Source organism: Pseudomonas baetica, from assembly GCF_002813455.1.
GTDB lineage: Bacteria > Pseudomonadota > Gammaproteobacteria > Pseudomonadales > Pseudomonadaceae > Aquipseudomonas > Aquipseudomonas baetica.
Window position 1 is genome coordinate 2,166,241 of the sequence record NZ_PHHE01000001.1, and the last position, 21,803, is coordinate 2,188,043.

Genomic DNA, 21,803 nt, shown 5'->3' on the forward strand with positions numbered 1-21,803 from the left:
TCTTGCGAGAAAGAACTAAAAGTCCATAATGGACAAATTAGTTTAGATGCACAGTCCGGAGTCCGCCATGTCCAGTACGCCCTACGTGATCGACCAAGCCAAAGCCCATGAGCTGCTGGCACGCATCGACGTGCCGCAGATTCTGCGCAAGCTGTTTAGCGATCTCGCCGCCGGTCACGCCGTGCAGCCGGCGCAGCAACTGGTGGAATTCCCGCAGGGCGCCGGTGACTTCATCAATTACTTGGGTGTGTTGGCCGAAGATGGCGTGTATGGGGTGAAGACTTCGCCGTACATCGTTCGCGAGCAGGGCCCGTTGGTCACCGCGTGGACGTTGCTGATGTCGATGCAGACCGGCCAGCCGCTGCTGCTCTGCGATGCAGGCGAACTGACTACGGCGCGCACGGCAGCGACCACGGCGGTGGCCGTCGACGCCCTCGCCCCGCTGGATACGCGGCGGCTGGCGATTATCGGCAGCGGCAAAGTTGCGCAGGCGCATCTGCATTACGTGAAGTCGCTGCGCGATTGGCAAAGCATCAGAGTGTATTCGCCGAGCCTGCAGGAGGATCCTGAAACTCAGGCGCGGCTCAAAGCCCTTGCTCCCGAACTGACGATTGCCACAAGCCGTGAAGCCGCCCTCGTGGAGGCCGACGTGATCATGCTCTGCACCTCCTCCGCAGTCCCGGTGCTCGACCCGGCAACATTGAGTAAACCCGCGCTGATCACCTCGATCAGCACCAACGCCCCTCGCGCCCATGAAGTACCGCCGCAGAGCTTGGGCGACATGCAGGTGTTCTGCGACTACCGTCTGACCACGCCGGGGTCGGCGGGCGAGATGCTGATTGCCGTTGAACAGCATGGCTGGAGCAAGGATTCGATTGTGGGTGACCTCGCCGATCTGCTCAGCGAAAAAGTGCAACGGCCCGGCTACGACCGTCACGTGTTTTTCCGCTCAATCGGCCTGGGTCTGGAAGACATCGCCCTGGCCAATGCGGTTTATCACTTAAGTAACTGACACCACAAATCCCCTGTGGGAGCGAGCCTGCTCGCGAATGCGGTCTGACCCTCACTGAAAATGTCGACTGATACACCGCCTTCGCGAGCAAGCCCGCTCCCACAGGGAGATCAGCGGACGCCTCGATAATGCATACACACTGGAGAACTTCATGAGCCAGGCAGATTTCATCATCATCGGCGGCGGGATCGCCGGCGCTTCCACCGGTTTCTGGCTGTCGCCGCACGCCAAAGTGATTGTGCTCGAACGTGAATCGCACCCGGCCTATCACTCCACCGGACGCTCCGCCGCACTGTTCACCGCCGCTTACGGCACACCGCAAGTGCGCGCGCTGACCCAGGCTAGTCGGGAGTTCTTCGACAATCCACCGCCCGACTTCTGCGAACACCCTTTGCTGACCCCGCGCGGTGAAATGACCGTGGACTTCACTGGCGACGCCGCCGAACTGAATAACCAGTACTTCAGCGCCAAAGCCACAGTGCCACAGATGCAACTGCTCAGTGCCGATGAAGCCTGCGCGCGGTTGCCGATCCTGCGTCGGGAAAAGGTCCACGGCGCGATTTACGATCCCACCGCCTGCGACATCGACACCGACGCCCTGCATCAGGGTTACCTGCGCGGCATTCGCCGCAATAAAGGCGAAGTGCATACCGATTGCCACGTGTTAAGCCTTGATCGCGACGCCAACGGTATCTGGCAGGTGCAGACCAATGGCCAGACCTTCAGCGCTCCGGTGATCATCAACGCCGCCGGCGCCTGGGCCGACAAGGTCGGTGAAATGGCCGGCGCCCGATCGCTGGGCCTGCAACCGAAACGCCGTGCCGCGTTCATTTTCGCCGGCCCCGAAGGCGTGGACATTCACCGCTGGCCAATGCTGGTCAGCCTCGACGAATCGTTCTACATGAAGCCCGACGCCGGGATGTTCCTCGGCTCACCGGCCAATGCCGACCCGGTCGAACCCCACGACGTACAACCAGAAGAACTGGACATCGCCATGGGCATCTACCAGATCGAGGAAGCCACGACCCTGACCATCCGCCGTCCGACCCGCACCTGGGCCGGCCTGCGCAGTTTCGTGGCTGATGGCGACTTGCTCAGCGGGTTCGATCCGCAGGTGTCCGGGTTGTTCTGGGTCGCGGCGCAGGGCGGCTACGGCATCCAGACCTCACCGGCGATGGGCCAGGCCAGTGCGGCGCTGGTGCGCGGTCTGCCGCTGCCCGAACCACTGCGCGAGTTCGGCCTGGACAGCAACATGCTCTCCCCTGCCCGCCTCATCTGATCCGTCGTCGGGATGACGCGTCCAACCGATTGCGGCACACTCGCAGCGCCCCCTGTTCACGGGGGCGCTGACGCTGCCTGGAGCTCCACTGTCATGACCGCCCCCGAACTCGACCCGGCACTGGATAACTTCCGTGCCATCGCCGATGCCATCGCCACGCTGTTTTTCCCCCACGCCGAAGTGGTGCTGCATGACTTGCGCACACAGAGGGTCGATTACATCGCCAACAATCTGTCCAAACGCGAAATCGGTGACGAGTCGTCGCTGGAAGACATGCTCAGCGAAGACGTGAGTGAGCGAAACATCGGCCCGTATGAAAAGCTCAACTGGGACGGCCAGAAGATCCGCAGCCTGAGCACCGTGCTGCGCGACCACGAAGACCTGCCGCTGGCCGTTTTGTGCATCAATCTGAATATTTCGCTGTTCGAGAATGCCAAGGCAGCGCTGGATCTTTTCCTCTCACCGAGCAAACTGATTCCGCAGCCGGACTCGCTGTTTCGCGATGACTGGCAAGAGCGAATCAACACCTTCCTCCATGCCTGGCTACGCGAGCGACAGCTGAGCCTGAATCTGCTGACCCGCGATCACAAAAGGGAACTGGTGCTGGCGCTGCACGCCGAAGGCGCGTTCAAGGGCAAGAGCGCCTCGAACTATGTGGCCAACGTGCTGAACATGGGGCGGGCGACGGTGTACAAGCATTTGAAGGAATTGAAGGGCTGAAGATCTGCAGTGATTGATCTGGCCCCATCGCTGGCAAGCCAGCTCCCACAGGGATTTTGATGTACACAAAATATGTGTACGACTCGATCACTGTGGGAGGGGGCTTGCTCCCGAAGACGAACGATCAGTCGCCGTAGATATCGGACTTGAAGTACTTCTCGGAAATCTTCAGATACTCGCCACTCGCGCGAATCCCGTCGATCGCGGTGTTCAACTCGCTGACCAATTCTGTATTGCCCTTGCGCACCGCAATCCCCGCGCCCTCACCCACGTACTTCGGATCCTTCAACTCAGGCCCGACAAACGCATAGCCCTTGCCACGCGGCATTGTGAGGAAGTCATTCAGCGGAATGGTGTCGGCAAAAATGGCATCAAGCCGCCCGGCTGCCAGGTCCATGTAGATTTCTTCGTTGTTGCTGTAGCGCTTGACGTTGATGCCCTTGGGCTCGAACACCTCAGTGGCATAGCGGTCGGTGGTGGTCGCGCGCTGCACGCCGACGTTCTTGCCCTTGAGGCTGGCGTACTGATCATCGACTGTGGCGCCTTCCTTCATTACCAGCCGCGACGAAGTGAAGTAGTACTTGTGGGTGAAATCCACCGACTTCTTGCGGTCTTCGTTGATCGTCATGGACGACAGGGCCATGTCGATTTTCTTCACCTTCAGCGATGGAATCAGACCGTCGAATTCGCCTTCGACCCACACGCATTTGACCTTCATCTGCGCGCACAGGGCGTTGCCGATGTCGTAGTCGAAACCGACGATCTCGCCTTTGTCGGTCTTCGAGGCGAAGGGCGGGTAAGCGGCTTCGATGCCGATGCGCAAGGTTTTCTCGGCGGCGAACACGCTGGTGGAGGCCAACAGGCTGAGGGCCAGACCGGTGATGAGGGGGAGTTTCTTCATGTTCGTTCTCTCGCGGGTTGTTGTTGGTTTGGCAAGAAAGAGCTGAAACGGAGGGAAATGCTTTTTGTACTTATAAATCCATATTGGACTTATATGTATAGACAGTCAATCGGGCAAAGAGATAGGTTTTTGGTGTTGCAGATGGCCTCTTCGCGAGCAAGCCCGCTCCCACACGGGATTTGTGAACGACACAGATCCAATGTGGGAGCGGGCTTGCTCGCGAAGGCTGACTAAAGGGCGCTACAGGGCCTACTTTTTCCAGCGATCCGCAGCAGCATGATCACTGTCACGCCCTTCAACCCAACGCGGGCCGTCGCTGGTGTTTTCTTTCTTCCAGAACGGTGCACGGGTTTTCAGGTAATCCATGACAAAGGCGCAGGCATCGAACGCAGCCTGGCGATGGGCACTGGCGGCACCGACGAAGACAATCGGCTCGCCCGGTTCCAGTGCGCCGATGCGGTGCAGCACTTCCAGCTTCAGTAACGGCCAGCGCTGTTCGGCTTCCACGGCAATTTTGCCAAGGGCTTTTTCGGTCATGCCTGGATAGTGTTCAAGGAACATCCCCGCCACATCCAGCCCATCGTTGAAGTCACGCACGTAGCCGACAAAACTCACCACCGCACCCACGCCAACATTGGCCGCATGCATCGCGTTGACTTCAGCCCCCGGATCGAATGGCGTGGCCTGCACACGAATCGCCATGGCTCAGCCTCCGGTCACGGTGGGGAAAAACGCCACCTCGTCGCCATCGACCACCGGTTCGCCGAGCTGGCACAAGTCTTCGTTGCGCGCGCACATCAAGTTCTGCTCGCTCAACACCTCGGCGCCGTCACGTTGCGCGAGCAGTGCGCGCACGTCATCGACGGTGGCGAAATCACCTTCAACCTTTACCGAATCCACGCCCAGCGCTTCACGGTAACGGGCGAAAAACTTCACGGTTACGTTCATGGCTGCTCCGCCTGAAAATGCCCGCTCTTGCCACCGACCTTCTCCAGCAAACGCACGCTTTCGATGGTCATGCCGCGATCCACGGCTTTGCACATGTCATAGATGGTCAGCGCGGCGACGCTGGCAGCGGTCAGGGCTTCCATCTCGACCCCGGTCTGCCCGGAGAGCTTGCAACGGGCGACGATGCGTACGGCGTCTTCGCCTTCAGCGCTGAGTTCGACTTTGACGCCGGTGAGCATCAGCGGATGGCACAGGGGAATCAGATCGCTGGTTTTCTTCGCCGCCTGAATGCCGGCAATGCGCGCCACGGCAAACACGTCGCCTTTCGGATGGCCGCCGCTGACGATCATCTGCAGGGTTTCGGGGAGCATGCGCACCAGCGCTTGGGCCGTCGCCTCACGGAACGTCACGGCTTTTTCGGTGACGTCGACCATGTTGGCGCGACCTTGGGAATCGAGATGAGTCAGCACGGGATTACTCCTGATCAGGAGCGTGGATTGTAAACCTGTGGGTCAAATTTCCGCACGCACGAATATCCGAACACTGAAGAACCTTGTGGGAGCGAGCCTGCTCGCGAATGCGATGCATCAGGCAACATCGATGCTGACTGACACACCGCATTCGCGAGCAGGCTCGCTCCCACATTGGCTATTGTGTTCAGGCATAAAAACCGGGCGGCTGTTGGGCCGCCCGGTTCTGTTGGAAGGATTACAGATGCGATTCGGCGTATTCGGCCAGAATCGAGCGAGGCACCCCTTGCAGGGTGATGTGCACACCGTTGGGGAAATCCTTGAAGCGTTCGGTCAGGTAGGTCAGCCCGGAGCTGGTCGCGGACAGGTAAGGGGTGTCGATCTGCGCCAGGTTGCCCAGGCACACCACTTTGGAACCGGCGCCGGCCCGGGTGATGATGGTTTTCATCTGGTGCGGCGTAAGGTTCTGGCATTCGTCGATCAGGATCAGGCTCTGCTGGAAGCTGCGACCGCGAATGTAGTTGAGCGATTTGAACTGCAACGGCACTTTGCTGAGGATGTAGTCAACGCTGCCATGGGTGTTTTCGTCATCCATGTGCAAGGCTTCGAGGTTGTCGGTGATGGCGCCTAGCCAAGGCTCCATTTTTTCCGCTTCGGTGCCCGGCAGGAAGCCGATCTCCTGGTCCAGACCCTGCACGCTGCGGGTGGCGATAATGCGGCGATAACGCTTGCTGACCATGGTCTGCTCGATCGCAGCGGCCAGCGCCAGAATGGTTTTACCGGAACCGGCCGCGCCGGACAGGTTGACCAGATGAATGTCAGGATCCAGCAACGCATACAGCGCCAGGCTCTGATAGATGTCGCGCGGCTTGAGGCCCCACGCTTCCTGGTGCAGCAGCGGTTCCTGATGCAGGTCGAGGATCAGCAGCTTGTCTTCCTGGATTTCCTTGATCCAGCCGACAAAGCCCTGCTCATCGATAATGAACTCGTTGATATGCACCGCCGGCAGGTTGTCGATCAGTTGCACCTGATGCCAGGTGCGGCCGTGATCCTGGCGGGTTTCGACCTTGCTCACGCGGTCCCAGAAAGAGCCGGTCATGTTGTGATAGCCGTTGGGCAGCAAGGACACGTCGTCGACCAGTTGGTCGGTGCTGTAGTCCTCGGCGGCGATCCCGCAGGCGCGCGCCTTGAGGCGCATGTTGATGTCTTTGGTGACCAGCACCACAGGTTTTTGTGGGTCGCGAGTGTGCAGGTCGATCAACTGGTTGATGATTTTGTTGTCGTTCAGGTGCTCGGGCAGAATCAGGTTCGACTCGGCCTTTTTGCTCATCAGAATTGACAGCAAGCCCTTTGGCCCGCTCTTGCCGCGCTGGATCGGCACACCCAGTTCGACGTCCTCGGGGGAGGCGTCACCCAGGGTCTTGTCGATCAGCCGGATCGCCTGACGGCATTCGGCAGCAACGCTGTGATGTCCGCTCTTGAGCTTGTCCAGCTCCTCAAGCACGGTCATCGGGATCGCGACGTGGTGTTCTTCGAAGTTAAGCAGGGCGTTTGGATCGTGAATCAATACGTTGGTATCGAGTACATAAAGGATTGGCTGGCTGGAAGAAGGGCTACGTCCGTGATCATCCATACTCGGTCACCTTTGTGGGAGCCATTCGACGCAATACCTTGACAGTGCTGCGCCTCGAAGTGACTGCCGAATTCACCTGTGAGGGCTCAGGTGAACTGCACACAAAATGGGTCTTGGAAGACGCCACCTGTGTTGCAGGTTTCGGCGGTCTGTCTTCGTAATACTCCAAAACCCATGACATAAAAAAGCACTTTGACGGTTTTTTTAAGTTTATTTTGCAAAGTGACGAAAAGCCCTTGGCGGACTCCTTCGACACCGTTAGAGTCGGAAGTCCACCTGCATCGATTCCCTCAAAAAAATTGCCCCAAGCCCAATGTTTACGGGCTTTCTTCGTTTCTCAGCGAAACGCATCCTGACAGTCTTCCCAGCCGATCCCGCTTTGCGCGGTCTGCGTGATCAGCCACGGCATCGCGGTCTTCACCGCGTCCTGTTTCAGGTTGAAATTGATCACCCCGTGGCGCCACAACAGCATCAGGGTCAGCACCCGCTGCGCGCTCTGTGGGCCCTTGAGCTTACCCGCGCCATCCTGGGCATCAATGTCCCACAGCGCCACTTGCAGACCCTGGCTGTTGAAGAAGCCTTGCGCGTCGCTGCGGCGCTGCCCATCTGGCGGACGGAACAGCGGCACATAGTTTTCCGGCAGTTTGTTTCTCACCAGATCAGCGCTGCGCCGCACCGAGTCCTGCCAGTCCTGCCAATGGCTGTGGGAACGGAACTCCCAGCCCTGCACGCCGACGCACTGTTTGGAGAACCCGGCTTGCAGGCTACTGACCGAACGATCGGCCAGCCGCGCCTGAATATCCTTGCCCAATACGAAGAACGTACCGCTCAGGTTAGATTTGCGCAGGTACTCGGTGAGCCAGTCAGTGTTGTCCGGTTGCACATTGGCGGCGCTGTCGAAGCTCAGCAGGAACAGCCGGTCATGCATCTCCTCGCCGTTGCGCTCGTAGTCGCCAAAACGATCGAATTCGTTGCTGGTCTGAGGCGACAGCGCAGCCTTGCGCATCAACTCGTCCAGATAGAGCAAATGGAAGATCCGGCTTGGCTCGGCCCACTTGGTGTAATAGCTGTCATCGCTGACCACGAACTTGGCGGCTTGCTCGCGCAGAGTCGGCAAGTCTTCAACGAGGAAGCAGAACGAGGCGTCCTGATCGCAGCTTTGCTGGGCGAAGTTGTAGTTGGCCAACAGCCGCTGCCAGAGGCGCTGACGCAGACTGTTAACCGCATCGATATTGACCGTGCGCAGGCCCAGACGCTGGGCCAGTGCCGCCTCGTCCATAGACTCGGTACCGAGCAGGCCACGGGCGAACATGAGAATTTCCGCCCGGGACGCAACGTCGAACAGGGTCGGGCTGGTCAGTTGCTCCGGCCAGGTGCTGCGATCCAGCGTCGCCACATCGCCCGGCGCCGCGACGGCACCGAAGCTCAACAGCCACGCGGTGAATAAAAGAACAATGCGCAATGGGGTGTCTCCGTAACAAAACCCGGGCGGCACTATAGCTGATCCCACTCGGTTCCCTCAGCAACACCGATCCCGATGTGGGAGCGGGCTTGCTCGCGAATGCGGTGCGTCATCCAACAGATGGGCAGGCTGATACGGCCCCTTCGGGAGCAAGCCCGCTCCCACAAGGGGATTGTGGCAGGCCGTCGATCACCTATCACGCTCATAGCTGGAGTCATCAAGGACAACCCCCTAGAATCGCCCCCACGATTAAAGGAGACGACTTCATGCTGATGGTGATTTCCCCCGCCAAGACCCTCGATTACGACACGCCGCCGGCGACCCAGCGCTTCACCCAGCCGCAGTACCTCGACCATTCTCAGGAGCTGATCCAGCAATTGCGCGAGTTGTCGCCAGCGCAAATCAGCGAGTTAATGCACGTCTCCGACAAGATCGGCGGGCTCAACGCCGCGCGTTTTGGCAGCTGGACCCCGGCGTTCACGCCGGAAAACGCCAAGCAGGCCCTGCTCGCGTTCAAGGGCGACGTCTACACCGGACTCGATGCTCAGTCCTTCAGCGAAGCCGATTTCGATTACGCGCAAAAACACCTGCGCATGCTCTCCGGCCTGTATGGCCTGTTGCGTCCACTGGACCTGATGCAACCGTATCGTCTGGAAATGGGCACCAAACTGGCCAACGCTCGCGGCAAGGACTTGTATGCCTTCTGGGGCACGCGCATCAGCGAGTGGCTGAACGAAGCCCTGGCCGATCAGGGTGACGACGTGCTGCTCAACCTGGCGTCCAACGAGTACTTCTCCGCCGTCAAACGCACTGCCCTGAACGCGCGGATCATCAATGCCGACTTCAAGGATCTGAAGAATGGTCAGTACAAGATCATCAGCTTCTACGCGAAGAAAGCCCGTGGCCTGATGAGCCGCTTCGTGATCCAGGAAAGAATCAACGATCCAGCCCAGCTCAAGCAATTCGATGTGCAGGGTTATCGCTACAGCGCCGAGCAATCGAAACCGGACAATCTGGTATTTTTGCGCGACCACGCCCCCGAATAAAGCATGCCCATTGCACGACTCTTTCTATAAGGAGTCGTGCAGCTCGCACGATGTCAAAAATCCCCCGCCTGTTTTCGCCATTTTTATGGCGCCAAAATAATACCCCCATCTTTTCTAATATTAGTTTCACTCGACACTGATCATTTTTTTCAGTAGTGGCACCTAAATTTTTTCACCGTAGTGGCACAAAACTATCTAATGTGATTATTCGCCTGTTATTAAAGGTCGAAAACGAAAGTGCTATCAAATTGAGACCAGTGCCATCTACGACAATATTTCAAGAAATTTCAGATTTCGCGATGAGCGGGCAGGAACTTCGTCCAAATGCATAGCTCATACCACCGGTAACGATTCTCGCCGAGTTTGTACGAGATAACTTACGTTAGGCAGATAGCCATGTAACCAAGTTGTCACAGCAACTTGCCTAGATGACTAACCAGTCTGAAAACAACTAGATGGACAGGAGATAGGCACTATTTATATCCCCTGCAAGGCCATGGCCGCGCCCCCACAAACGTGCTCGCCTGAGCACCCAACCGCTTGATCTAAAAGGCCAAAGTCTGACATCAAGCGCGTAAGAACGACTGCGCCAAGATCTTCAAACATGAAGATTGGCTGCAAAACAGGGCAAGTCATAACAACAAGGCCTGGTTGCGCACATCTTGAGTGCACTTATTTAGACACTCGGAACTTAGTATGCCTGCACACGGCATTGTGGCGCCTGCATGCCGCACTTTCGAGTGCACTAGTGAACGCTGAACACCATTAACTCCGGCCCTTTAACGGCCTGATATATACAGAGGTAATTGCGATGCGCATCAGCATATTTGGTTTGGGTTACGTTGGCGCAGTATGTGCCGGTTGCCTGTCTGCACGCGGCCATGACGTGGTTGGCGTCGATGTTGCCAAAGACAAGATCGACATGATCAACGCTGGCAAATCCCCCATTGTTGAACCGGGTCTGGGCGAACTTCTGCAACAGGGTATTCAGACCGGTCGTCTACGTGGCACGACCAACTTCGCCGAGGCGATTCGTGACACCGACCTGTCGATGATCTGCGTCGGCACGCCGAGCAAGAAGAACGGCGACCTGGAACTGAACTACATCGAAGCGGTATGCCGTGAGATCGGTTTTGTCCTGCGTGAAAAATCCACCCGCCACACCATCGTCGTGCGCAGCACCGTGCTGCCGGGCACCGTCGCCAATGTGGTCATCCCGATCCTCGAAGATTGCTCCGGCAAGAAGGCTGGCGTTGATTTCGGCGTCGCGGTCAACCCAGAGTTCCTGCGTGAATCCACCGCCATCGCCGACTACGACCTGCCACCGATGACCGTCATCGGCGAGTTCGACAAGGCTTCGGGTGACGTTCTGCAATCGCTGTACGAAGAACTCGATGCGCCGATCATCCGCAAGGACATCGCTGTCGCCGAGATGATCAAGTACACCTGCAACGTCTGGCACGCGACCAAAGTGACCTTCGCCAACGAGATCGGCAACATCGCCAAAGCCGTCGGCGTCGATGGCCGTGAAGTGATGGAAGTGGTCTGCCAGGACAAGACCCTCAACCTGTCCCAGTACTACATGCGTCCGGGCTTCGCGTTCGGCGGCTCGTGCCTGCCAAAAGACGTGCGCGCGCTGACCTACCGTGCAGGTTCTCTGGACGTCGAAGCGCCGCTGCTCAACTCGCTGATGCGCAGCAACGAATCGCAAGTGCAGAACGCTTTCGACATCGTTGAAAGCCACGACAAACGCAAAGTCGCCCTGCTTGGTCTGAGTTTCAAGGCCGGCACCGACGACCTGCGCGAGAGCCCGCTGGTAGAGCTGGCCGAAATGCTGATCGGCAAGGGTTACGACCTGAGCATCTACGACAGCAACGTCGAGTACGCCCGTGTTCACGGCGCGAACAAGGACTACATCGAGTCGAAAATCCCGCACGTATCGTCCCTGCTCAACGCGGACTTCGATTCGGTGATCGACAACTGCGACGTGATCATCCTCGGCAACCGCGACGAGAAATTCCGCGCGCTGGCTCAGCAAGCACCGCACGGCAAACAGGTCATCGACCTGGTCGGCTTCATGGCCAAAGCCACCGACGCTGGCACCCGTACCGAAGGCATCTGCTGGTAAAGCAGCCCTGTAGGAGCTGTCGAGTGAAACGAGGCTGCGATCTTTTCGGGAACACCAAAATCCCAAGCGAAAGATCAAAAGATCGCAGCCTTCGGCAGCTCCTACATGTCCTTGCAAGTTTTTGTAAGCCTGCCTTAACCCCATCGGGCCCGGCCCGAGATAGAGACGGATGCAGATTATGCACAGGCTAAAGCACGGCCTACTTCAGGCCGCCGGTTGGCTGTTTTACCTAAGTTTGTTGATGGGCCTGGCCTTGATGCTGCCCACGTCCACATTCGACTCCGAGTCGAAGGACTTCATTTTCCTGATTGGCGCCGTGGGTATCTGGCGCTACTCGATGGGTGCAACGCACTTTGTGCGAGGCATGATTTTTCTCTACATCGTCTACCCGCATCTGCGCCGTAAAGTGCGCAAGCTGGGTAAGGCGGCGGATCCGTCGCATGTGTTTCTGATGGTCACCAGTTTCCGTATCGACGCGCTGACCACGGCGCAGGTCTACAGCTCGGTGATCCGCGAAGCCATCGACTGCGAACTGCCGACCACCGTGGTCTGCTCGATCGTCGAAATGTCCGATGAGCTGCTGGTCAAGGCACTGTGGGCACGGATGAATCCGCCGGAACGCGTGAAGCTCGACTTCGTGCGCATTCCCGGCACCGGCAAACGTGATGGCCTGGCCTACGGTTTCCGCGCGATCTCCCGTCACCTGCCGGATGACCGCGCCGTGGTCGCCGTGATCGATGGCGACACCGTGCTCGGCGAAGGCACCGTGCGCAAAACCGTGCCGTGGTTCCAGTTGTTCGGCAACGTCGGCGGCCTGACCACCAACGAGTTCTGCGAAGTACGCGGCGGCTACATCATGAGCGAATGGCACAAGCTGCGTTTCGCCCAGCGTCACATCAACATGTGCTCGATGGCCCTGTCCAAGCGTGTGCTGACCATGACCGGGCGCATGTCGGTGTTCCGTGCCACCGTGGTCACCAACCCGGAGTTCATCGCCGACGTTGAAAGCGACTCGCTGCAACACTGGCGTCTGGGCCGTTTCAAGTTTTTGACCGGCGACGACAAGTCGAGCTGGTTCAGCCTGATGCGTCTGGGTTACGACACCTTTTACGTGCCTGACGCGGCGATCAACACCGTTGAACACCCGCCGGAAAAGAGCTTCATCAAGGCCAGTCGCAAACTGATGTTCCGCTGGTACGGCAACAACCTGCGACAGAACTCCCGCGCCTTGGGCCTGGGTGTGAAACGCCTCGGCGCCTTCACCTCGGTGGTGCTGTTCGACCAGCGCGTGTCGATGTGGACGTCGCTGCTCGGCCTGACCGTGGCGCTCATCGCCAGCTTCAAGTACGGCACCGCGTTCATCCTGGTGTACCTGCTGTGGATCGGCATCACCCGCCTGATCCTGACCTTGCTGTTGTCCTGCTCAGGTCACCGCATCGGCCCGGCTTACCCAGCGATTCTGTATTACAACCAGATCGTCGGTGCGCTGGTGAAGATCTACGTGTTCTTCCGCCTCGACCAACAATCCTGGACTCGCCAGCCCACTTCCCTGACCCGTGATCTCGCCAGCTTTCAACGTTGGTTCAACACCTGGTCGTCTCGGACCATGACCTTCTCCGCCGGCAGCATTTTCGTCGCCGTGCTGCTGATGATGGTCTGACCGCCCCCTTATTGAATTAACAAGGAAATCGCCCCTATGAATACCGCCGTCAACGCCAACGTAGTGCATGAATCCGAAGCCCAGCGCCAACACGCCCGCGTGAAAATCCCGGCCAAACTGCGCTTCTTCGGTCCCGACCGGACGCCGATGGAAGCGCGGGTCCTCGACCTGTCCGCCGGTGGTCTGGCGTTCAACGCCGGGCAAATGCCGCTGACCATCGGCGAGGTGTACAAGGCCCGCCTGCAATTCGTCATCGACAACCTCGGCCTGGCCATGGACGTTGAACTGCAAGTGCGCTCCTTCGACCGCCAGACCGGCCGTACCGGCTGCCAGTTCCAGAACCTCGAGCCGCAGGATATTTCCACCCTGCGCCACTTGATCACTTCGCACCTGGCCGGCGACATCGTCAGCATGGGTGAGGTGCTGGCAACTCTGCAGCGTGACAACTTCACCAAGGCGCGCAAGGTCAAGGACGGCGGCAGCGGCATGACCCCGTTCGGGCGTTTGAAAGCAGTGACCTTCAGTGCCGGTATTTTTGCGGTCGGCCTGGTTGCAGCGGGTTTCATTTTCAAATCGGTGTACGGCATGTACTTCGTCAGCCATGCGCAGGCTGGCCTGGTCAGCGTACCGGGCATGAACATCACCATGCCGCGTGACGGCACCGTGCAGAGTCTGGTCAAGTCCGACGGCGTCGCCGCCAAAGGCGCACCGCTGGCGACCTTCAGCACCAGCATGCTCGACGTGCTCAAAGGGCATCTGGAAGAAGACCAACTGTCCCCGGCCAAGGTTGAAGAACTGTTCGGCAAGCAAATGACCGGCACCCTGACCTCGCCGTGCGATTGCACCGTGGCCCAGCAACTGGTGGCCGACGGTCAATACGCCAGCAAGGGTGACGTGATCTTCCAACTGGTACCGCGCAACACCCAGGCCAATGTGGAAGCGCGCTTCTCCTATCGCCAGTTTGGCGACGTGCGTCCGGGCACCCCGGTGAGCTTCCAGATCGCCGGCGAAGACAAGATCCGCACCGGCAAGATCGTCAGCAGCACCAGCCTGAAAAGCGCCGACCTGTCCTCCGATATCCGCGTACAGATCCAGCCTGACGAGCCGCTCGACAGCAGCCTCGCCGGCCGCCCGGTGGAAGTGAACAGCGACCGTGGCCCGAACCTGAACTGGCTGATCGACAAAGCCATGGCTGCCGGTCTTTAAGTCGAGGACATGCCTGTGACTACTCATATCTTCAACACACCGCCGACCCTGTGGGAGCGAGCCTGCTCGCGAAAGGGTCAGCACGGTCTGTCTGATGTACCGAGTCGACTGCTTCGCGAGCAGGTCGGATCGCCGCACCGTCGCTCCCACATGGGACTAGTGGTGTGCTCGCTGGCATTGGCAGTCAGTCTCGCCGGTTGCGCTGGCCTGCCCGACCAGCGTCTGGCCAACGAAGCGCTCAAGCGTGGCGATACCGCCACCGCTGCGCAGAATTATCAGCAACTGGCCGACCTGGGTTACAGCGAAGCGCAAGTCGGCCTCGCCGATATCCAGGTCGACAGCCGCGACCCCGCGCAGATGAAACAGGCTGAAGCGACCTATCGCGCAGCGGCCAGTGTTTCACCGCGTGCTCAGGCACGTCTGGGTCGCTTGCTGGTGGCCAAACCGGGTTCGACCGAAGCCGAGCATCAGGAAGCCGAAAGCCTGCTGAAAAAAGCCGCCGCCCATGGCGAAGGCAACACGTTGATCCCGCTGGCGATGCTGTACCTGCAATACCCGCACAGCTTCCCGAACATCAACGCGCAGCAGCAGATCGATCAGTGGCGCAAATCCGGCTACCCGGAAGCAGGTCTGGCGCAAGTGCTTCTGTATCGCACCCAAGGCACTTACGACCAGCACCTGGATGACGTGGAAAAGATCTGCAAAGCCGCGCTCAACACCACCGACATCTGCTACGTCGAACTGGCCACGGTCTATCAGAAACGTGCCCAGCCGGAGCAACAGGCCGAGCTGATCAAGCAGATGCAGACCGGTTACAGCCGTGGCACCGTCACCGCTCAACGCGTCGATTCGGTTGCCCGTGTGCTGGCCGATTCGACCTTGGGCAAGACCGACGAAAAAACCGCGCAGTCGTTGCTCGAGCCGATCGCTCCAGGCTACCCGGCGTCGTGGGTCACCCTCGCGCAATTGCTTTACGACTTCCCCGAACTGGGCGACGTCGACCAAATGATGAAGTACCTGGACAACGGCCGCGCCGCCGACCAGCCGCGTGCCGAGCTGTTGCTGGGCAAGCTCTACTACGAAGGCAAAGTGGTTCCGGCTGATGCGAAAGTCGCCGAAGAACATTTCCAGAAAGCCGTTGGCCGTGAAGTCGCCGCCGACTATTACCTCGGCCAGATCTATCGCCGTGGTTACCTGGGCAAGGTTTACCCGCAGAAGGCCCTCGACCACCTGCTGACCGCTGCGCGCAACGGCCAGAACAGCGCCGACTTCGCCATCGCCCAGCTGTTTTCCCAAGGCAAGGGCACCAAGCCCGACGCACTCAATGCTTATGTGTTCAGCCAACTGGCCAAGGCGCAAAACACCCCGCAAGCCGATGAACTGGCGACCACCCTCGCCGCGCAGTTGCCGCCCGAGCGTCTGGCCGAAGCCCAGCGCCTGCTGCAACAGGAACAGGCCAGCCGTGGCGCCCTGAATCAGAACACGCTGCAACTGCACGCCCTGCAAGAAGAAGACGGCGAGGAAAAACTATGAAGCTCAATCCATTCGTGAAGGCCGGTATTGGCCTCACCTTCGCCCTGATCTGGTCTTGCCCGACACTGGCCGCGATGACTGAAAGCAAAAACTTCGGCCTGGAAGTGAAAGTCACCGGCCAGTCCGAAGACGACCGCGACCTCGGCACCGCCAGTGGCGGCGACGTCAACGGTGTCGGCCTCGACCTGCGTCCGTGGGTCTACGGCGAAAGCGGCGCGTGGAGCGCCTACGCCATGGGCCAAGCGGTGACCTCGACCGACATCATCGAGACCGACACCCTGCAGCAGTCCGACAGCGACGGCACCCAGACCACCGACTACGGTGATCGCAAGACCAAGAAAAACTACTTGGCGATGCGTGAGTTCTGGGTCGGCTACAGCGGCCTCACCCCGTACCCGGGCGAGATGCTCAAGTTCGGTCGCCAGCGCCTGCGCAATGACGACGGCCAGTGGCGCGACACCAACATCGAAGCGCTGAACTGGACCTTCGACACCACCCTGTTGCGCGCCAACGCCGGTGTTGCCGAACGCTTCAGCGAATACCGCACCGACCTCAAAGAGCTGGCACCCAAAGACAAGGATCGCCTGCACGCCTACGCCGATGCCGCTTACCAGTGGACACCCGGCAACTGGGTCGGCATTCGCGGTCACCACACCCACGACGACGGCAAACTGGATTATCCTGAGCCGGGCGTGGCCGCTGATTCGCTGGACAAGAAAGAGAACGGCGACATCAGCTGGCTCGGCCTCACCGCTGACAGCGACGCCTACAACTGGCGCAACACCAACACCGTCAACTACTGGGGCAGCATCACCGGCATGAGCGGCGACCGCGACACGGTCAACGCGCTGAACGCCGATGGCTCGCGCCCGGCGCAAGCCAAGCGCAGCGATGATGTGAATGGCTGGGCCACCGACATTGGTGTGCGTCTGCGCCTCGATCCGCAATGGCAGGTCGGCGCCGCGTATGCCCGCGCCAGCGCCGATTACGAACAGACCGGTCTGGAGAGCAACCGCTCGAACTACACCGGCACCCGTTCGCGGGTTCACCGTTTCGGCGAAGCCTTCCGCGGCGAAATGAACAACATGCAAACCGCCACCCTGTTCGGTTCGTGGATGCTCAACGACGAGTACGACGCCAGCCTGATCTACCACAAGTTCTGGCGTGTCGACGGCAGCAAACCAGTGGGCAGCAACGGCATCAACGCCGTTGAGAACAACACCGACGACGTCACGGGCGCGATCCTTTCCAGCACTTCTTTGCCATTGCAGGACGGCAACAAGGATCTGGGTCAGGAGATGGATCTGGTCGTCACCAAGTACTTCAAGCAAGGCCTGTTGCCGGCGGCGTTGAGCCAGTCGATCGATGAGCCTTCGGCGCTGGTGCGTTTCCGTGGCGGTGTGTTCAAGCCGGGCGACGCCTATGGCAGCCAGGTTGATTCGTACATGCACCGCGCGTTCATCGACGTGATCTGGCGCTTCTGATGCAAACCGCCAAGGGAGTGCCCGACATGCACCATGCAAGGAAAGGCTCGCTCAGCCTGTTGGCCGGCGCAATGCTGCTGGCCTCGGCTGGCGCCTTCGCCACGGTCGAACCGGCCAAGCCTGTGACCACCGCCAAAGAGTTGCAGCAAGCCAAGACCTACACCGTCAGCAGCGCACCCACCGAGGCGCTGAACCTGGCCGCGCCAAAACTGCCGGACATCTCCGGCTACACCGCCGAAGCCGCCGCCGCGAAAATCGTGCGCAGCAAAGCGGGCAAGATCAGCGTGCGCCGGATGATGCAGGAAGACGCCCTGAAGGACTTCATCGGCGGCGACAACAAGATGGCTGAATGGGTGGTGCGTCAGCACGGCATTCCGCAGGCAATCTTCGTCGACGACGGCTATATCAACCTCAAGGAACTGGCGCAGAAACTGCCCAAGCAGTACTTCAGCGAGACCTCGCCGGGCGTGTACCTGTCGAAGTTGCCGATCGTGGTCGGCCGTAAAGGCATCCTCGAAATCGACGGCCAGACTCAGGAACTGCGCCTGTCGCAAGAAGCCGGCTCGTTCTTGGTCAACGACGGTCAGCTGTTCGTGCGTGACACCAAGATCACTGGCTGGCGCGAGAAGGAAAACGGCCCGGCGACCTTCCGTTCGCCGAAGGAATTCCGTCCGTTCCTGCTCGCCTGGGGCGGCACCGAGACCTACATCGTCAACAGCAAGATGGCCAGTTTCGGTTACGCCAACAGTAAGTCGTACGGGGTGAGTATTTCCCAGTACACGCCGAACATGGCCAAGGTGCTCAAGCGTTCCGAGCCGACCGGCTGGATCGTCGGCTCCGAGTTCTCGGACATGTGGTACGGCTTCTACTGCTACGAGACCCGCGACTTCGTGGTCAAGGGCAACACCTACAAAGACAACATCGTCTACGGCATCGACCCGCACGACCGTTCACACGGTCTGATCATTGCCGAGAACACCGTTTACGGCACGAAGAAGAAGCACGGGATCATCATTTCCCGCGAAGTGAACGACAGCTTCATCTTCAACAACAAAAGCTACGACAACAAACTCTCGGGCCTGGTGATCGACCGGAACAGCGTCAACAACATCATTGCCTACAACGAGATCTACAAGAACCACACCGACGGCATCACCCTCTACGAGTCCGCCGACAATCTGCTGTGGGGCAACAAGGTCATCAGCAACAAACGCCACGGCATCCGAATTCGTAACAGCGTGAACATCCGCCTCTACGAAAACATTGCCATGGCCAACGGCCTGACCGGCGTCTACGGCCACATCAAAGACCTGACCGACACCGACCGCGACATCAAGCTCGACCCGTTCGATGCGCAAGTGTCGCTGATCGTGGTCGGCGGTGAACTGGCGGCCAACGGCAGCGGCCCGCTGTCGATCGATTCGCCCTTGAGCGTCGAGCTGTACCGCGTATCGATGCTGGCGCCGACCAAATCCAGCGGCATCAGCTTCAACGGCATCCTCGGTGAGCGCCAGGATGAAATTCTCGACTTGCTGGTGCGCCAGCAGAAAGCCGTGCTGATCGACCCTGTCGAACGCCAGACCGAAATGCAGGACTGAGGATAATTTTATGCACCCACACTTGATCAAATTACTCAGCCTGTCGGCCCTGACCGTGGGCATTCTGGCGGCCAGCCAAGGCGCACGCGCCGACGAGGCTGCCGGCGCTACCCCGCCGAAGTTCACCGCCGATCCGTGCTGCAACCTGTGCCCTGAAGCACACGACGCGAAGAACTACACCACGCGTTATCAGCAGAACTTCACCACGTTGGTGCAGGCTCAGGGCGACTGGCTGTTCCGAACCCAGGAAGACTTGCGCACCGAGTTCAACACCACCCCGGCCGGCTACAAGCGCATGCAGCAGTTGCACGATGCGTTCAAGAGCAAAGGTGTGGAGCTGGTGATCGTTTATCAGCCGACCCGTGGTCTGGTGAACCGCAACAAGCTCAACCCGCAGGAAAAAGCCGCGTTCGATTACGAGAAAGCGTTGGGCAACTACAAGACCATGCTCGGCCGTTTCGCCAAGATGGGTTACGTGGTGCCTGACCTGTCGCCGCTGACCAACGAATCGCTGCCAGACACCCTGCCCGCCCACGACTTCTACTTCCGCGGCGACCAGCACTGGACGCCATACGGCGCCCAGCGCACAGCGAAAATCGTTGCCGAGAAGGTCAAGCAGATCCCGGCCTTCGCCGACATTCCCAAGCGTGAGTTCGAGACCAAGAAGTCCGGGCGCATGGGCAAGACCGGCACCCTGCACAATATGGCCGGGCAACTGTGCGGCACCAGTTACGCGATCCAGTACATGGACCAGTTCACCACCGAGCCTAAGGGCGAAGCCGGTGACGGCGATCTGTTCGGTGATTCCGGCAACCCGCAAATCACCCTCGTCGGTACATCGCACAGCGGCAAGAACTACAACTTCGCCGGCTTCCTCGAAGAGGCCATCGGTGCCGACATTCTCAACGTCGCCTTCCCCGGCGGCGGTCTGGAAGGTTCGATGTTGCAGTACCTGGGCAGCGACGAATTCCAGAAGACTCCACCGAAGATTCTCATCTGGGAATTCTCGCCGCTGTATCGCCTCGATCAGGAAACCATCTATCGCCAGATGATGGCCCTGCTGGATAACGGCTGCGAAGGCAAAGACGCGCAGATGTCTGCCAGCACCACGCTGAAGGCAGGCACCAAGCAAGAACTGCTGGTCAACAGCAAGAACCTGAACCTGCAGAACAGCAGCCATCAGGTCGACATCCGCTTCGCCGACACCTCGGTGAAAACCCTGCAAGCCACCCTCTGGTACATGAACGGTCGCCACGAGGACATCAAGATCGAGAAACCGGAAACTTCCGACACCGACGGTCGTTTCGCCTTTGAGTTGCGCACGGACGAAGACTGGGCCTCGCAAAACCTGCTGGCGGTCGAAGTCCAGGGGCCGGAAGCCGGCGCCGCGCCACAGAAAGTCGAAGCGAAAATCTGCAAACGCAACGTATTCCCGGGCGCTGGGCAACAAACCGCTCAGGTCGGGCAATGAGGTCTGCTATGCGAAACTCGAAACTGAAAACTCTTTTAGCGCCGACGCTGCTCGGGCTGGCGATCTTCGCCGGCACCGCGCAGGCCGCCGCACCACTGCGTCCACCACAGGGCTACTTTGCGCCTGTGGATAAATTCAAGACTGGCGACAAAAGCGAAGGCTGCGACGCAATGCCGACGCCGTACACCGGCGCGCTGCAATTTCGCAGCAAATACGAAGGCTCGGACAAGGCCCGTTCGACCCTGAACGTGCAGTCGGAAAAAGCCTTCCGCGACACCACCAAAGACATCACCACGCTGGAGCGCGGCACCGCCAAACGGGTGATGCAGTTCATGCGTGATGGTCGCCCGGAGCAGCTCGATTGCACGCTGAACTGGCTGACCGCTTGGGCCAAGGCTGACGCCTTGATGTCGAAAGACTTCAACCACACCGGCAAGTCGATGCGCAAATGGGCGCTGGGCAGCATGGCCTCTTCGTACATTCGCCTGAAATTCTCCGACTCGCATCCGCTGGCGCAGCATCAGCAGCAAGCGCAGTTGATCGAGGCATGGTTCAGCAAAATGGCCGACCAGGTCGTCAGCGATTGGGACAACCTGCCGCTGGAAAAAACCAACAACCACTCGTACTGGGCAGCCTGGTCGGTGATGGCGACATCGGTCGCGACCAACCGCCGCGACCTGTTCGATTGGGCGGTCAAGGAATACAAGGTCGGCGTGAATCAAGTCGATGCTGACGGTTTCCTGCCAAACGAACTCAAGCGCCAGCAACGCGCCCTCGCCTATCACAACTACGCCCTGCCGCCGCTGGCAATGATCGCCAGTTTCGCTCAGGTCAACGGTGTCGATTTGCGTCAGGAAAACAACGGCGCGCTGAAGCGTCTGGGTGATCGCGTCTTGTCGGGGGTTAAAGACCCGGACGAGTTCGAGAAGAAGAACGGCAAAGAGCAGGACATGACCGACTTGAAAGAGGACATGAAATTCGCCTGGCTCGAACCGTTCTGCACCCTCTACACCTGCCCGGCGGATGTGATCGAGAAGAAGCGCGGCATGCAGCCGTTCAAGACCTTCCGCCTCGGTGGCGACCTGACCAAGGTCTACGACCCGACCCATGAAAAGGGCAACAAGGGTTCGTAAGAATGAATGCAATCCCCTGTGGGAGCGGGCTTGCTCGCGAATGCGGTCTGACATTGAAAAATAATGTCGACTGACACAGCGCCTTCGCGAGCAAGCCCGCTCCCACAGTGAAGTGATGT

Annotated in this window: 18 protein-coding genes; 12 read left to right on the forward strand and 6 right to left on the reverse strand. The window is 59.3% G+C overall.

Annotated features, from left to right (window positions below; all coding sequences use genetic code 11):
* Window positions 1-67 precede the first annotated feature (67 nt).
* The 3 genes from ATI02_RS09910 (at window position 68) to ATI02_RS09920 (ending at window position 3,011) form a co-directional block, all read left to right on the forward strand.
* The gene (locus ATI02_RS09910; protein WP_100846161.1) at window positions 68-1,012 is read left to right on the forward strand and encodes an ornithine cyclodeaminase family protein; all 945 of its coding nucleotides are present in this window, start codon (window positions 68-70) and stop codon (window positions 1,010-1,012) included.
* A gap of 151 nt (window positions 1,013-1,163) precedes the next feature.
* Entirely contained in the window at window positions 1,164-2,291 is a 1,128-nt protein-coding gene (locus ATI02_RS09915; protein ID WP_100846162.1) for an NAD(P)/FAD-dependent oxidoreductase, read from the forward strand.
* 93 nt (window positions 2,292-2,384) lie between these two features.
* Window positions 2,385-3,011, forward strand: coding sequence for a helix-turn-helix transcriptional regulator (locus tag ATI02_RS09920; RefSeq protein WP_100846163.1), 627 nt, complete (start codon window positions 2,385-2,387; stop codon window positions 3,009-3,011).
* 124 nt (window positions 3,012-3,135) lie between these two features.
* Here the strand turns inward: ATI02_RS09920 and ATI02_RS09925 are convergent, their stop codons facing one another.
* From ATI02_RS09925 to ATI02_RS09955, 6 genes are all read right to left on the reverse strand, one after another.
* Window positions 3,136-3,912 (reverse strand): L-arginine-binding protein AotJ, encoded by a 777-nt coding sequence (locus ATI02_RS09925; protein ID WP_100846164.1) that lies wholly within the window; start codon window positions 3,910-3,912, stop codon window positions 3,136-3,138.
* 249 nt (window positions 3,913-4,161) lie between these two features.
* The gene (moaE, locus tag ATI02_RS09930) at window positions 4,162-4,614 is read right to left on the reverse strand and encodes a molybdopterin synthase catalytic subunit MoaE (RefSeq protein ID WP_016771590.1); all 453 of its coding nucleotides are present in this window, start codon (window positions 4,612-4,614) and stop codon (window positions 4,162-4,164) included.
* A gap of 3 nt (window positions 4,615-4,617) precedes the next feature.
* Window positions 4,618-4,860 (reverse strand): MoaD/ThiS family protein, encoded by a 243-nt coding sequence (locus tag ATI02_RS09935; RefSeq protein WP_100846165.1) that lies wholly within the window; start codon window positions 4,858-4,860, stop codon window positions 4,618-4,620.
* Window positions 4,857-5,330 (reverse strand): cyclic pyranopterin monophosphate synthase MoaC, encoded by a 474-nt coding sequence (gene moaC, locus ATI02_RS09940; RefSeq protein ID WP_064118405.1) that lies wholly within the window; start codon window positions 5,328-5,330, stop codon window positions 4,857-4,859. The genes ATI02_RS09935 and moaC overlap by 4 nt, the downstream gene beginning before the upstream one ends.
* Before the next feature lie 238 nt (window positions 5,331-5,568).
* Window positions 5,569-6,963 (reverse strand): PhoH family protein, encoded by a 1,395-nt coding sequence (locus ATI02_RS09950; RefSeq protein ID WP_100846166.1) that lies wholly within the window; start codon window positions 6,961-6,963, stop codon window positions 5,569-5,571.
* Window positions 6,964-7,300: 337 nt separating this feature from the next.
* Window positions 7,301-8,425: a polysaccharide deacetylase family protein gene (locus tag ATI02_RS09955; protein ID WP_100846167.1), complete on the reverse strand. Its 1,125-nt coding sequence runs from the start codon at window positions 8,423-8,425 to the stop codon at window positions 7,301-7,303.
* A gap of 266 nt (window positions 8,426-8,691) precedes the next feature.
* On the opposite strand from ATI02_RS09955, the gene yaaA reads away from it, so the two are divergent.
* From yaaA to ATI02_RS10005, 9 genes are all read left to right on the forward strand, one after another.
* Window positions 8,692-9,471, forward strand: a complete 780-nt coding sequence (yaaA, locus tag ATI02_RS09965; RefSeq protein WP_095188807.1) for a peroxide stress protein YaaA — start codon at window positions 8,692-8,694, stop codon at window positions 9,469-9,471.
* An 811-nt stretch (window positions 9,472-10,282) separates the two neighbouring features.
* On the forward strand, window positions 10,283-11,599 hold the full coding sequence (locus tag ATI02_RS09970; protein ID WP_095188806.1) for a nucleotide sugar dehydrogenase: 1,317 nt from the start codon (window positions 10,283-10,285) through the stop codon (window positions 11,597-11,599).
* 178 nt (window positions 11,600-11,777) lie between these two features.
* Window positions 11,778-13,259, forward strand: coding sequence for a mannuronan synthase (alg8, locus tag ATI02_RS09975; protein WP_420875217.1), 1,482 nt, complete (start codon window positions 11,778-11,780; stop codon window positions 13,257-13,259).
* A gap of 36 nt (window positions 13,260-13,295) precedes the next feature.
* On the forward strand, window positions 13,296-14,465 hold the full coding sequence (locus tag ATI02_RS09980; RefSeq protein WP_100846170.1) for an alginate biosynthesis protein Alg44: 1,170 nt from the start codon (window positions 13,296-13,298) through the stop codon (window positions 14,463-14,465).
* Window positions 14,466-14,474: 9 nt separating this feature from the next.
* The gene (gene algK, locus ATI02_RS09985) at window positions 14,475-15,998 is read left to right on the forward strand and encodes an alginate biosynthesis TPR repeat lipoprotein AlgK (protein WP_192886525.1); all 1,524 of its coding nucleotides are present in this window, start codon (window positions 14,475-14,477) and stop codon (window positions 15,996-15,998) included.
* The gene (locus tag ATI02_RS09990; RefSeq protein WP_100846172.1) at window positions 15,995-17,482 is read left to right on the forward strand and encodes an alginate export family protein; all 1,488 of its coding nucleotides are present in this window, start codon (window positions 15,995-15,997) and stop codon (window positions 17,480-17,482) included. The genes algK and ATI02_RS09990 overlap by 4 nt, the downstream gene beginning before the upstream one ends.
* 26 nt (window positions 17,483-17,508) lie before the next feature.
* Complete coding sequence (gene algG, locus ATI02_RS09995; protein WP_100848452.1) at window positions 17,509-19,080, forward strand: mannuronan 5-epimerase AlgG; 1,572 nt, start codon at window positions 17,509-17,511, stop codon at window positions 19,078-19,080.
* Between the two features lie 10 nt (window positions 19,081-19,090).
* The gene (locus tag ATI02_RS10000) at window positions 19,091-20,551 is read left to right on the forward strand and encodes an alginate O-acetyltransferase (RefSeq protein ID WP_100846173.1); all 1,461 of its coding nucleotides are present in this window, start codon (window positions 19,091-19,093) and stop codon (window positions 20,549-20,551) included.
* 8 nt (window positions 20,552-20,559) lie between these two features.
* On the forward strand, window positions 20,560-21,684 hold the full coding sequence (locus tag ATI02_RS10005; RefSeq protein ID WP_100846174.1) for a mannuronate-specific alginate lyase: 1,125 nt from the start codon (window positions 20,560-20,562) through the stop codon (window positions 21,682-21,684).
* The last annotated feature ends 119 nt before the right edge of the window (window positions 21,685-21,803 follow it).

What these genes read in the sequence shown, in the direction of transcription:
- moaE (WP_016771590.1), bottom strand. Translation starts at nt 4,614, where the DNA reads ATGGCGATTCGTGTGCAGGCCACGCCATTCGATCCGGGGGCTGAAGTC.
- ATI02_RS09990 (WP_100846172.1), top strand. Translation starts at nt 15,995, where the DNA reads ATGAAGCTCAATCCATTCGTGAAGGCCGGTATTGGCCTCACCTTCGCC.
- algK (WP_192886525.1), top strand. Translation starts at nt 14,475, where the DNA reads ATGCCTGTGACTACTCATATCTTCAACACACCGCCGACCCTGTGGGAG.
- ATI02_RS09920 (WP_100846163.1), top strand. Translation starts at nt 2,385, where the DNA reads ATGACCGCCCCCGAACTCGACCCGGCACTGGATAACTTCCGTGCCATC.
- ATI02_RS09925 (WP_100846164.1), bottom strand. Translation starts at nt 3,912, where the DNA reads ATGAAGAAACTCCCCCTCATCACCGGTCTGGCCCTCAGCCTGTTGGCC.
- algG (WP_100848452.1), top strand. Translation starts at nt 17,509, where the DNA reads ATGCACCATGCAAGGAAAGGCTCGCTCAGCCTGTTGGCCGGCGCAATG.
- ATI02_RS09915 (WP_100846162.1), top strand. Translation starts at nt 1,164, where the DNA reads ATGAGCCAGGCAGATTTCATCATCATCGGCGGCGGGATCGCCGGCGCT.
- alg8 (WP_420875217.1), top strand. Translation starts at nt 11,778, where the DNA reads ATGCACAGGCTAAAGCACGGCCTACTTCAGGCCGCCGGTTGGCTGTTT.
- ATI02_RS10000 (WP_100846173.1), top strand. Translation starts at nt 19,091, where the DNA reads ATGCACCCACACTTGATCAAATTACTCAGCCTGTCGGCCCTGACCGTG.
- ATI02_RS09935 (WP_100846165.1), bottom strand. Translation starts at nt 4,860, where the DNA reads ATGAACGTAACCGTGAAGTTTTTCGCCCGTTACCGTGAAGCGCTGGGC.
- ATI02_RS10005 (WP_100846174.1), top strand. Translation starts at nt 20,560, where the DNA reads ATGCGAAACTCGAAACTGAAAACTCTTTTAGCGCCGACGCTGCTCGGG.
- ATI02_RS09980 (WP_100846170.1), top strand. Translation starts at nt 13,296, where the DNA reads ATGAATACCGCCGTCAACGCCAACGTAGTGCATGAATCCGAAGCCCAG.
- yaaA (WP_095188807.1), top strand. Translation starts at nt 8,692, where the DNA reads ATGCTGATGGTGATTTCCCCCGCCAAGACCCTCGATTACGACACGCCG.
- ATI02_RS09950 (WP_100846166.1), bottom strand. Translation starts at nt 6,963, where the DNA reads ATGGATGATCACGGACGTAGCCCTTCTTCCAGCCAGCCAATCCTTTAT.
- ATI02_RS09970 (WP_095188806.1), top strand. Translation starts at nt 10,283, where the DNA reads ATGCGCATCAGCATATTTGGTTTGGGTTACGTTGGCGCAGTATGTGCC.
- ATI02_RS09910 (WP_100846161.1), top strand. Translation starts at nt 68, where the DNA reads ATGTCCAGTACGCCCTACGTGATCGACCAAGCCAAAGCCCATGAGCTG.